The sequence below is a fragment of the Ohtaekwangia kribbensis genome (genome assembly GCF_042676245.1).
Lineage (GTDB): Bacteria > Bacteroidota > Bacteroidia > Cytophagales > Cyclobacteriaceae > Ohtaekwangia > Ohtaekwangia kribbensis.
In genome coordinates this window covers 366,618-378,518 of record NZ_JBHTKA010000007.1, presented here as the reverse complement: position 1 = coordinate 378,518, position 11,901 = coordinate 366,618, and the positions used below count along the sequence as shown (strand labels likewise).

Here is an 11,901-nt window from a genome sequence, read left to right as displayed (position 1 = left end):
TCGTTTTTAATTCAGGGCTCAAGTTTAACGGTTTTTAACGGAATGCGGAAGCTCACAACAGTCCGAATGCAGTCTCAACGAGGTTGGAGGCAACAACAAGCGCCAGTTTTTTCAAGACAGCCACTATAAAGATGAACCAGTATGTACCATTTAGGAGCTTTAACAAATCTTTAACACGTACATGCGGGCCTACCCTATAATTTTAGGGTTCAGCCAATGTTACAAAAGATCAGCAGACGCGATTAATCACCGTTGACCTGAAACGTTGAAATGTTGAAATTCGCACCGAAATAATTTTTATTATGCGCTACTTACTTTTTGCCTTTTGTCTTTTAGTGACTGCCTCTTGTTACGCACAACCCGGCTATAATCTGAAGTTTAAAGTTGACGGATGGAAAGACACCACCGTTTACCTGGGACATTACTATGGTGAAAGCACATACCTGAAGGACACTGCCCGCGCCAACGCCAAAGGTGAATTTACGTTTACCGGCAAGAAGGAACTCGCACACGGGGTATATTTCCTCGTACTCGATAAGTCTAAAATATTTGACTTCGTGATCAGCAAGTCGCAGCATTTCAGTATGGAGACTAAAACTGACGACTATATCAAGCACATGAAAATTACCGGTGACGCTGATAACCGTCTTTTCTTCGACAACATGCTCTTTAACATGGAGCGCCATAAAGAAGCAGAGCCCTTCATCAAAGTAATACAAGACAGCACAATTGCTGAAGATCAAAAGAAAGAAGCACGGGCTGCCTTTGCCAAAGTGAACGAAAAAGTAGTCGCTTACCAGAGTGACATTGCCGCCAAGAACCCCGGCACCATGACCGCTGTCATTTTTAAATCAACGATGGCGCTTAAAGTTCCGGAGGCACCGAAGAAGAAAGATGGCACCATCGACTCTACATTTCAGCTTCGCTGGTATCGCGAACATTTCTTCGACAACTTTGATCTGGGCAATGAAGGTTTGCTACGCATGCCGCGCCCGGTATATAGCGACAAGATCAACGAGTATCTGGATAAACTATATGCACCACAGGTTGACTCCATCACCAAGGCTATCGATAAGATCGTAGTAAAAGCGAAGAAGAACCAGGAGACCTATAAATATGCCGTGTGGACTTGCCTGTTGAAATATCAACAGCCGGAGATCATGGGTCTTGATGAAGTATATGTACGCTTGTTCGATAAATACTTTGCGTCTGGCGAAATGGATTTCTGGGTAACCGACAAACTGAAGAAGAACCTGAAGGATTATGCTGATCGCCTGCGTAAGAGTCTCATTGGTAAAACAGCTCCGAACCTGATGATGCAGGACGCGAACTTCAAGCCGCGTTCCATGTACGATATCAAAACGAAATATACCATTGTATATATATTCGATCCGGACTGCGGACATTGCAAAACTGAAACACCAAAGCTGGTAGATTTTTATACCAAGGATAAGACTCGCTTCAACCTTGAAGTATACGCTGTGAGCACCGATACGTCTATGGCCAAGATGCGCGACTATATCAAGACCATGAACATGAAGTGGGTGACTGTAAACGGACCACGCACCTATGGCGGAACCTACGCAGACCTGTACGATGCTGTTACTACGCCAAGTCTTTTTGTACTCGATGACAAGAAGAAAATCATTGCCAAAAAGCTCCCGGTAGAAAAACTGGAAGAGTTCTTTTTGAACTACGAGAAATTTCAGAAGACCAAGTCCGAAAAACTGAACGGAAAGGCACCAGCGAAGCTCTGATTACGGACAGTTTAAGGTTCAATTACGAACACTTTTAGTCAATCCGGATTTACAAAAGGCCCAATACAACTCAATTTGGGCCTTTTGTAACATTTTCACGATTTTTTCAGTCTTATATGCAACTATTGGCTGCTGGCGAAGTATCTAATGGGTATAAGTTGCTCCTAAACATCAACCTTATAAATAAAGAAAGTTATGGCCTTTTTTGATAAACTCCTCGGTAAGAAAAAACCTGAATTGAAAGCGCGCTGTCCCATAACCCGTGAACCGATCGAAAGCGGATTTGGCTATCTGTTGACTACGTCACAGGTCATTGCTTCTAAAAAATACTGGGACATGATCATGACAGAACCAGAGACGTTATCCTATACCGTATCTCACTTCAAGAATGTTGCCAGCGGTACGCAGATGCGCACCATGATATTTGATAAATATAGCAGCATTGATAAACCGTGGATGATCTCCGACTCGTGCATTAACCTGTTCGAGAATGTAGACAAGAAGCAGGCGCGTGAAAACGCGAAGAAGTGGTGGGACAATGGCGGACAATATACTCCTGAGCAAGCCGGCTCATTGGATGACCAAGCGTTTCAGGGTTTTAAAGATTATGCCATACTGGAAGCAGGTCGCTCCCGTATCGTGTTGCAATAGATTTCTTCACAATAGTTTAGGTTAAGTACAAAGGCCTCATGTTATAGTGCGTGGGGCTTTTGTCGTTTATAGCAGTATATGTCTACGATGCCGTTAAACTCTTTATAAAAAGCGTAGCGTGTTCCAGAACGATGGCGCTTGCCTCTTTGTGAGGTGTATGTCCTGTTGAGGGAATCATGAGTTTACGCGCATCACCCGTTACCTGCTCAACAATTCCATTCACCTGCGCTATAGATCCATATTCATCCGCTTCGCCTTGTATCACCAGCACCGGACATTGTATCTGCGGTAAAAAAAATTCAATGTTCCAGGATTTGAATGTATCGGCTAACCACGTCTTCGTCCAGGCATCAAATACAGCATCGGTCTTGTCGCCATGATACTTTTGCAGACGTTGCTTCAGGTTGGTTGTCTGATAGGCCTGCACCGCTCCACGTATTCCATTTAGCGTGATGTCTTCAACGAAGATGTGCGCTCCTTCCGTAATAACGCCTATAATATCAGAGGGGTATTTGGCAGCAGCAATCAGCGCGATCGAGCCACCATCGCTATGCCCGAAGAGTATAGCTTTCTTAATATCGCATTGCCTCATCAACAGACTGAGTATATCTGCTTCTGTCTCGAGGTAGTTGGTGTCACGACCTTCTGCAGTAAACGGTGTAGACTTGCCGTAACCCTGCCTGTCGTAAACAAGTACGTTGCAGTTTGTGGAATTGCCAAGCGCGGCAGGAAAATCGCGCCAGAGCTCGATGCATCCTAAAGAATCGTGCAGGAAAATAAGGGTGGGACTCTCCTTCCCTGTCTTCTGGTGATATACATGAAGAACAGCACCCCGTATCGCTATATTTTTCACCATAATAAAGGCAACGCTTACATATTATTGACTCGATATTTGTGGCGCTATATATACTTAAAATTATACATCAGGATTGAGTGCATTGCCCAGAAACTTTTCCAGGAATTCCTTCTTGTATACTTCGCCCAGTGGAATTTCCGATTCGCCTATATATACACTGTGGTTATCAAACGAATCCACATGATCTTTATTTACGAGGTATGATTTACTGGCTCGAAGAAAAGTAGCCTGTGGTATTTTCTGATGAATCGTTTTCAGGTTCATAGCCGTGAGCAACTTCTGCTGCTGGGTATATATAACCACATAATCTTTAAGACCTTCTATATACCGGATGTCGCGAAAGTTAATTTTATAGTATCGCCTGTCCGCCTTTATAAAAAGGAAATTCTCTGTGTTCGACTCGACCGTATTTTTAGCAACATCTTCCGAGAGCAGATTCTTATAGAGTATCGCCTTGTTTATAGCTTTCTCCACACGGGTTTTCTCAATGGGTTTGAGCAGGTAATCAATAGCATCCAGCTCGTAACTTTTCAAAGCATATTGAGAATAAGCTGTCGTAAAGATGATGAGACTCTGTTTAGGTATATGTTCGGCAAACTCCAGTCCCGTAACAACCGGCATCTCTATATCCAGGAAAATAATATCAACATCCTTCGTTTTAAGAAAATCGAGTGCTGCCCGGGCGTTTGAAAATTTACCTATAATTTCAAGCTGCGACACCTCCTGTATCAACGATTGCATTTCGTCCCGTGCCAGCGGCTCGTCATCAACAATTATGCAGGTCATATAGGAATGATTAGGGTTACGGTATATTTATGTTCGGCAGCATTAATGTCGAGGCTATAACTATCGCCATATAGCAACTCCAGTCGTCTTTTGATATTGACAAGTCCTAAACCACTGTTCTTCTTATCGGCAACCCTGTATTCATGGCTTACCGAATTACTACAGGTGAAATATAGCTTTTGATTTTCAACCATGATGTTGATGTGTATATACGTTTCCGTATCGGTTAAATCCACGCTATGCTTGATAGCGTTTTCAACGAACGTGGTAAACAGGTTGGGAGGTACAAAAACACTACTCAGCACACGCTGATCTGTGTTACTCTGCAGGGAAACAGAAAGATTATCACGCCTGATTTTCTCCAGGCCAATAAAGTTCGACAAAAAATTTATCTCGGAAGTTAGCAACGTTTTATCTTCGTTATTCTCATAAAGCTGAAACCGTAAGAACTCCGACAATTTCACAATAACAAACGAAGCTTTCTCCGGGTCTGTTCTGATCAGTGCCTTTACATTGTTTAACATGTTGAACAGGAAATGCGGGTTGATCTGATTTTTCAATTCATTCAACTCCATGCGCAACGTAAGATTGTTCAACTCGGCTATCCGGTCATTGTCTTTCGTCCATCGTTGCAGAAGTTTTACCATCGTGGTAACGAGGATAATACTAATCGATATAACGGTGCCCTCATAAACACCTTGTATTTGTGTTGGTCTTACAATGCGATAATCAACTAGGTGCGTATTCAAAACATATCCCATGGCCTGCAAGCCGAGGATAACAAGCATTACCAACAACGCAAGGTATAGCCCATACCGGTTTCTAAAGAAAAAATAGGGAACCAGAACGTATATATTTATATACACCATGATAACAAAAGCAAAATAAGCTGTCATCAGGCTGTAATATTTATAGATACCTATATATGAATTCGAAAAATTCGATTGCCAAAGCAGCAACAAAAGACCCACTAAAAATATAACATGGTGCCATATTCTATACCGATCTTCTGTAAGAAAACTAATTATGTGTCGGTGTTTTACCTTTTGAGGGTCGTTGATCATGTTTTGGGGAAAATAATTTACCACGTCATCATTTCGGAATTGCAAAATTACACCAACATCATTTCCTACGCTATATAAAGACACCCACAAAAACAGGGTTTGGTATAAAATGGCTGCCGTTTTGTATAATAAGCCCCTATAGCAACGCTGCTTGCACTTCTTTTGCCTCCATAATTTAATCTTTATGGAAGCGACAACAAAAAGTAACGATGTATTTAGCATAGTATTCCTGGTGCTGTTAGCCGTCCTGCTATCGAACGTATGCCGGGCACAATCCAATACCAATGCTGACAACAAGAACAGCACACAACAAAACGCAAACGATGCAGCGCGTATGGACAGCATCATGCGCCAGAAATTAATCACTACATCACCAAAGTTGGGTGGCGTTACTGTAAGTAATACAGTTTCTTCCATAAAGGCCGATGGACATCGTTTCACCGTGCAAATGCCAACCGTTGACTTCAGTTTACCGCTCTATAAAAATTTCAAGACTGCCCATCCGGTATTGATCAAAGCAGGTGTGCGTTACCAGGGACTTATACTTTCGGATGAACGTAAAATAGGCAGCAATGATTTTCACTCGGTGTCCATTCCGGTAATTGCCAATTATTCACTTTCGCGTGCCACCAACATTGGGTTCATAGGTTCTGTTACGGTTGCCTCCGATTTTAAACAAGACCTAGAGGGGCAAGATATACTTTACAATATTGGTTTTAGAATCGGGTTGCGACAGAATAAAAAGTTCAAGTACGGCATAACACCAACGTATTCAAAAAGCTACTCCGGTACATTCCTGCTTCCCATACTGGATATGGACTGGACCATCAGCAAGCGCCTGAGCCTGCTTGCTATATTACCGGTACGCGCTTCACTTAAGTATAAATTATCAGAAGTTCATTCGATTGGAGCTACCGCGTGGCTTGGCGGTAACAATATGTACCGCCTGAGCGAACCGGAAAAAGAACAATATATACACCTGAGACAAAACAACGCAGGTCTCATTTATGACGCCAGGCTTGGCCAGCGCTGGAAACTAAACCTGGTAGCCGGCTATACCCTGATGCAAAAACTGGAAACCTTTAACACCGATCAGAAAATTTCGCTCAACAGGTTCAACGAACTCAACAAACGTGTCGTGAATGTGGCGTACCACGAAAAATCATTTATAGTACAAAGCAGTATCAGCTACCAGTTCTGATATACAATTGAAACCGAATCAAAGATATATGCCTGGCACTGCCTACCGAAAAGAACACATCATGATCAGAATATTATTGTTTAGCATCCTATTGTCCTTCTCGTGCACGCTATTGGCACAGGACGCTTGGACATTAAAATCATGCATTGAATACGGGCTGAAGAATAACAGTAACAATGCTATATATAGGCACGACAAGCAAACCGCAGACGCAAAAGCGCGTGAAGCATTGGCTGCGTATCTGCCTACCGTAACACTGACCGGCTCGCTTGATGACAATATCAAAGTGCAGGAAACGGTTATACCAGCCGGTATATTTAGTCCTACCGATCTGCGGGTAGCATTCACGAAACGTTATCAGCTTAACCCGGTAGCGCAGGTAGACCAGACTATATTTGATAAATCGCTCATCACCGGTCTGCAGGCCAACCGGTATAATAAGCTTCAGGCTGAATTAAACATTACGAAGAACGAAGAGACGATCATCTATAACATCTGCTCGGCTTATTTCGAGATAGCCGTGTATCGCGAACAGCTTGATCAGCTTCATGCTACAAATGAGACCTACCGCGGGCAAATGCTGATAACGGAACAACAAGTAAAAAAAGGCGTAACGCTGCAAAAGGATCTTGAAAAGATAAAAGTGAACTATAACAATTCACTCGCGCAAATCAGAGTAGCCGAAACGAATCTCACGCTATCCGAAAATCAGCTCAAGTATGAAATGGGGTTCCCCATGCAGGACTCATTGCAAGTAAAACCTTCCAGTGATGAAGCCGCGAACCTCATAACACCGGCAGCAGATATACTCTATGAAGCATCGGTAAGCAACCGCACCGAATATAAACTAGCGCAGGTTACGACTCGTCTTAATGAGATTGATGAACGCAGACTAAAAAATCTAATTTACCCTAAACTCACGGCCTATGCGCGTTATGGTAGCATCGGTTTTGGTGATAACCTGAACCAGGCATGGTCTTCGCTCGCTGCCTATTCCGCCATCGGTATAAAACTTACGATTCCTATTCTGGACTTTAAGCGAAACGCGCAAATCGCACAAGCGAAGTATAAATGGCAAAGCGCTACCGAAAACCTGAAACTACAGGAAAGTAAATACCAGATGGAGCTGGCGAATACGCGAACCAAACTTGTGCAGGAACAGCAGAACCTCGAACTCAACAAAGAGAACATCGCCCTTGCGCAATCTTCATTTGATGCCATCAACCTTCAATACCAGAAAGGCACAACCGATTTAACGGAGTGGCTGAACGCGCAGAATACCTTGAAAGAATCGCAAAGCAACTACCTCAATTCACTCTATACATTTTTCCAGACCAAGGTTGACCTGGAGAAAGCACAGGGAACATTAAAGACTTTTTACCAGGCGCTATAATTAAATCTTATGAAAAGTAAATATATCATCAGTATCGTTGGCTTCTTTATTATTGTGTTGATCGCCTACAAGCTTTCAGCAAACAAGAAGAAGATCGATGAAAAGAAAAACAAGTCTACGGAAACAATCGTACGCATACCGGTAAAAGTTGCTACGGCAGAAGAAAAGGTGATGGAGCTAAGCATGATTAAAACCGGTAGCATTGCTCCGTTCAAAGAAGTAAAAGCACTGGCCTTGAGCGGAGGTATACTCCGGCATGTACGCTTTGAACTGGGCGATCATGTAAACGAAGGACAAGTACTCGCAGTAATGGACAACCGGGCGCTGCAACTTGATTTGCAAAAAGCAGAGACCAACGCCGCCAAACTGGAAAACGATCTGAAAATATATACTGAACTGTGGCTGGGTAAAGCTGCTACACAGGAAAAGGTAACCGAGATCAGCAAAAATTACCAGGATGCCGTTAACCAGGTAAACCAGGTGAAGAAAAGTATAGACGATGCTTCGATCAAGGCACCCATAAGCGGTATAATATCCGTAAAGTCTGCCGAGCAAGGTATGTATATCAACGGTGGTGGCGAGATTGCTACCGTTATCAATCTCTCCAAAGCTAAAGTTGCTGTTAATCTCACCGAGAGCGAAGTATACCAGGTTGTGCAGGGACAACCGGTAAAGATCACCACAGACGTATACCCGGGAAAAGTGTTTTCCGGAAACGTAAGTTTTATAAGTCCGCAGGCTGATGCAACACACAACTATAATGTTGAGATCATGATGACCAACACCGAGCGTTCGCTGCTGCGTTCCGGCACATTCGTGTATGTTGACTTCTCCAAAAACACTTCGAAAAGAATGCTGGTTATTCCGCGCGAAGCATTGGTGGAGAGTACACGCAATGCATCGGTATATATAGTCTCCGATAGTGTTGTACACCAGAAGGCGATTCAAGCCGGGAAAGAACTGAACGGCAACATTCAGGTAATCGAAGGACTTCGTGCAGGCGATGTAGTTGTAACCTCCGGGCAGATCAATTTGAAAGAAGGTACTCCGGTTCGTATATCTCATTAAACAGAAGCAATCATGTCAATAGCAGAAGTTGCCGTTAAGCGGCCTTTACTGATCATTGTAATATTTACCGTGCTCATTCTCTTCGGGGTGCAATGTTATTTTAAACTGAACTATAACCTGCTTCCGAAAATAGAAGTGGCTACAGTTTCCATCAGCACAGTATATCCCGGTGCTTCGGCAGCAGAAGTGGAAACGTCAGTGACGCGGAAACTGGAAGATGCCTTTGCTTCGGTGGAAGGCCTTGATAAAATTACCTCTACTTCGCAGGAAGGTGTATCGCAGATTGCCATTCAGTTGAAAAGCGGAACGGATATAGATAAAGCCGAACGGAACATTCAGCGCAAGGCTGATCAGGTATTGAATGATCTGCCGGCAGATATAGATCGTCCCATCGTCAGTAAAGTAAATCTCGAAGAGACACCAGTAATTCGTGCCGGTATCACTTCCCGACTGGCCCCGCGAAATCTATACGACCTTGTAGATAAACAACTCCGGCCGGTGCTGCAAAATGTTACGGGTGTAGGACAAGTGAATATCATTGGTGGTGATGAACGCCAGATACAGGTAAATATCAACCAGGATAAACTAAATGCATACGGCATGAGTATTACGCAAGTGACGGATGCCGTGAAGCAAGCCAACCAGTCTTTTCCTGCCGGAAGAATTGAGACAACCGATAAGCAATTGTCCATTCAGTATGATGCTAACGTAAATTCGGTTGAGCAGATTCGTAACCTTATCGTGAGACAGCGCCCGGGCAGCGGAAGTATATATTTGAAAGATGTTGCCGAAGTGATCGATGCCACCGCCCGCACAACGGCTATCAACCACGTAAACGGTTTACCTTCCATCGGTGTGCAAATCATCAAGCAATCGGATGCCAATGCAGTGAATGTAAGTAAGGAAGTACGAAAAGCTTTCGCCACCATGGAAGAGCAATATACCGGTGATGATCTCAAATTTACCGTGTCGTCTGATCAGTCCACTTATACACTTCGATCAGCAGACCTCGTTATTGAAGATCTTGGTCTGGCTATATTGATTGTGGCTATTGTAATGCTTGCCTTCCTGCATAGCGTACGCAGTTCGTTGTTTGTACTGGTAGCGTTGCCTTCGTCCATTATACCAACATTTATTGCCATGTACCTCATGGACTTCTCACTCAACCTGATGTCGTTGATGGGTATGTCGCTTGTGGTTGGTATACTCGTGGATGATTCCATTGTGGTGCTGGAAAATATATACCGTCACCTGGAGATGGGTGCTGATCGTATGAAAGCTGCACTTGATGGTCGTAATGAAATTGGTTTTACGGCCATGGCCATTACGCTGGTAGACGTTGTGGTGTTTTTACCGCTGGCATTATCCGGAGGTCTCATCGGTGCTATACTTCGGGAGTTCTCGCTGGTGGTCGTATTCTCTACACTCATGAGTTTGTTTGTGTCGTTCACCATTACGCCCATGCTGGCAAGTCGCTTCGGATCAATTCCAGAGCTGGATCCGAAAACATGGTGGGGCAAACTGAACCTGAGCTTTGAACGCTTTATCGAGTCGATCAAAGCTATATATGCGAGTGCCCTTACCGTTGTGCTGCACAAAAAACGCTACCTGTTGTCGGGTGTAATTATACTTATTATAGCATCCCTTATGCTGGTAGCAAAAGGTTTTATCGGTGCTGCCTTTATACCGGCTGGTGATCAGGGTGAACTTATGGTCAGCCTTGAACTCACACCTACCGCCTCCATCTACCAAACCAACCTGGTAACACAACAGGCTGAACAGATTGTGATGCAAAGTCCGGAAGTTGAAAAAGTATTTTCGAGTATTGGCTTTGTTACCGGAAGTGTAGCAGGTACCAGCAACAGCGCTAACCTGGCTGAACTTACGGTGAGTCTCAAAGATGTAAAGGATCGAAACATTTCTTCCGAAGACTTCGGTGTTCGTATCCAGCAAAAGTTAAGTGCATCTATACCCGGTATTAAAGTTTCCGTATCACCGGTGTCCATTACCGGTAATACCAATGCAGCTCCTATACAGATCGCCATCAAAGGTGTAGACCTGGAGCGGGTTCGAAAAATAGCAGAACAGTATAAAGATATAGTGGCCACGGTGCCCGGAACTCAGTTTGTTGAACTCTCGGTAAAAAACCAGAAGCAACAAGTTTATGTAAAACTGAACCGCGAAAAAATGACACTGCTGGGAATCAACGCTAGTCAGGTAGGCGGTGCGTTGCAAAATGCCTTTAGTGGCGATGACAAAAGTAAATTCAAGCAGGCTGGTAATGAATACGATATCCTGATAAGTCTTGATCAATACAACCGATCTGATATAGCGGATGTCCGGAACCTGCCATTTACCAACAACGATGGACAAACATTTTTACTCAGCCAGTTTGCTGATGTCGGTAACGGACAAAGTGAAAGTGTATTGCAGCGAAGCGACCGGTTAAATTCGATCACGGTAAAGTCAAATGTAGTGGGTCGTCCTACCGGAACGGTAGCTTCGGATATCAAAGAGAAAGTAAAACAGGTAACGATACCTGCCGGTATAACAGTAGAATATTTAGGTGATGTAAAAAACCAGGGCGATGCTTTTGGCAGCCTGGGACTGGCCCTGCTCACGGCTATTATACTGGTATACCTGATTATGGTGGCGCTATACGAAAGCGTTATATACCCGTTCGTAGTGTTGTTCTCCATACCCGTGGCGCTGATTGGTGCGTTACTTGCGCTCGCCCTCGCGATGGAAACACTGAATATATTTTCGATTATCGGAATGATCATGCTGTTGGGACTGGTGTCCAAAAATGCCATTCTTATTGTTGACTTTACCAACCAGTTAAAAAAGGAAGGTCATGCTGTAAAAGATGCACTGGTAGAGGCCGGTAAAGAACGCCTTCGCCCAATCCTGATGACGACACTCGCCATGATACTCGGTATGTTGCCGATAGCGCTTTCATCCGGGCCCGGCTCTGAGATCAAGAATGGCATGGCCTGGGTAATTATTGGCGGACTCACAAGCTCCATGATCCTTACCCTGTTTGTTGTCCCTGCTATATACCTGATCATCGATCGATGGAAAGGACAACCTTCTCAACCGGAAACAAGTCCGGTTATTTCGTGATC

9 protein-coding genes are annotated in these 11,901 nt (G+C 43.9%); 6 read left to right on the top strand and 3 right to left on the bottom strand.

What is annotated here, in order from left to right; genetic code table 11:
• The first annotated feature begins 302 nt into the window (after positions 1–302).
• Both ACFQ21_RS16795 and ACFQ21_RS16790 read left to right on the top strand, forming a co-directional pair.
• Complete coding sequence (locus ACFQ21_RS16795; RefSeq protein WP_377580439.1) at positions 303–1,757, top strand: redoxin domain-containing protein; 1,455 nt, start codon at positions 303–305, stop codon at positions 1,755–1,757.
• A gap of 195 nt (positions 1,758–1,952) precedes the next feature.
• A complete protein-coding gene (locus tag ACFQ21_RS16790; RefSeq protein WP_377580438.1) occupies positions 1,953–2,408 on the top strand; it encodes a hypothetical protein in 456 nt (151 codons plus the stop codon).
• Positions 2,409–2,490: 82 nt separating this feature from the next.
• Here the strand turns inward: ACFQ21_RS16790 and ACFQ21_RS16785 are convergent, their stop codons facing one another.
• From ACFQ21_RS16785 to ACFQ21_RS16775, 3 genes are read right to left on the bottom strand one after another with little or no spacing between them, the layout of a single operon-like run.
• A complete protein-coding gene (locus ACFQ21_RS16785) occupies positions 2,491–3,264 on the bottom strand; it encodes an alpha/beta fold hydrolase (RefSeq protein ID WP_377580437.1) in 774 nt (257 codons plus the stop codon).
• Between the two features lie 60 nt (positions 3,265–3,324).
• Entirely contained in the window at positions 3,325–4,050 is a 726-nt protein-coding gene (locus ACFQ21_RS16780; protein WP_377580436.1) for a LytR/AlgR family response regulator transcription factor, read from the bottom strand.
• Entirely contained in the window at positions 4,047–4,946 is a 900-nt protein-coding gene (locus ACFQ21_RS16775; protein WP_377580435.1) for a sensor histidine kinase, read from the bottom strand. Before ACFQ21_RS16775 ends, ACFQ21_RS16780 begins: the two co-directional genes overlap by 4 nt.
• Positions 4,947–5,298: 352 nt before the next feature.
• Here ACFQ21_RS16775 and ACFQ21_RS16770 point away from each other — a divergent pair, with 352 nt between their 5' ends.
• The 4 genes from ACFQ21_RS16770 (at position 5,299) to ACFQ21_RS16755 (ending at position 11,899) form a co-directional block, all read left to right on the top strand.
• Positions 5,299–6,315, top strand: coding sequence for a DUF6268 family outer membrane beta-barrel protein (locus tag ACFQ21_RS16770; protein WP_377580434.1), 1,017 nt, complete (start codon positions 5,299–5,301; stop codon positions 6,313–6,315).
• A 61-nt stretch (positions 6,316–6,376) separates the two neighbouring features.
• Complete coding sequence (locus tag ACFQ21_RS16765; RefSeq protein WP_377580433.1) at positions 6,377–7,708, top strand: TolC family protein; 1,332 nt, start codon at positions 6,377–6,379, stop codon at positions 7,706–7,708.
• A gap of 9 nt (positions 7,709–7,717) precedes the next feature.
• Positions 7,718–8,776: an efflux RND transporter periplasmic adaptor subunit gene (locus tag ACFQ21_RS16760; protein WP_377580432.1), complete on the top strand. Its 1,059-nt coding sequence runs from the start codon at positions 7,718–7,720 to the stop codon at positions 8,774–8,776.
• Between the two features lie 12 nt (positions 8,777–8,788).
• Positions 8,789–11,899, top strand: coding sequence for an efflux RND transporter permease subunit (locus tag ACFQ21_RS16755; RefSeq protein WP_377580431.1), 3,111 nt, complete (start codon positions 8,789–8,791; stop codon positions 11,897–11,899).
• Positions 11,900–11,901: the final 2 nt, after the last annotated feature.

What these genes read in the sequence shown, in the direction of transcription:
- ACFQ21_RS16795 (WP_377580439.1), top strand. Translation starts at nt 303, where the DNA reads ATGCGCTACTTACTTTTTGCCTTTTGTCTTTTAGTGACTGCCTCTTGT.
- ACFQ21_RS16790 (WP_377580438.1), top strand. Translation starts at nt 1,953, where the DNA reads ATGGCCTTTTTTGATAAACTCCTCGGTAAGAAAAAACCTGAATTGAAA.
- ACFQ21_RS16785 (WP_377580437.1), bottom strand. Translation starts at nt 3,264, where the DNA reads ATGGTGAAAAATATAGCGATACGGGGTGCTGTTCTTCATGTATATCAC.
- ACFQ21_RS16780 (WP_377580436.1), bottom strand. Translation starts at nt 4,050, where the DNA reads ATGACCTGCATAATTGTTGATGACGAGCCGCTGGCACGGGACGAAATG.
- ACFQ21_RS16775 (WP_377580435.1), bottom strand. Translation starts at nt 4,946, where the DNA reads ATGACAGCTTATTTTGCTTTTGTTATCATGGTGTATATAAATATATAC.
- ACFQ21_RS16770 (WP_377580434.1), top strand. Translation starts at nt 5,299, where the DNA reads ATGGAAGCGACAACAAAAAGTAACGATGTATTTAGCATAGTATTCCTG.
- ACFQ21_RS16765 (WP_377580433.1), top strand. Translation starts at nt 6,377, where the DNA reads ATGATCAGAATATTATTGTTTAGCATCCTATTGTCCTTCTCGTGCACG.
- ACFQ21_RS16760 (WP_377580432.1), top strand. Translation starts at nt 7,718, where the DNA reads ATGAAAAGTAAATATATCATCAGTATCGTTGGCTTCTTTATTATTGTG.
- ACFQ21_RS16755 (WP_377580431.1), top strand. Translation starts at nt 8,789, where the DNA reads ATGTCAATAGCAGAAGTTGCCGTTAAGCGGCCTTTACTGATCATTGTA.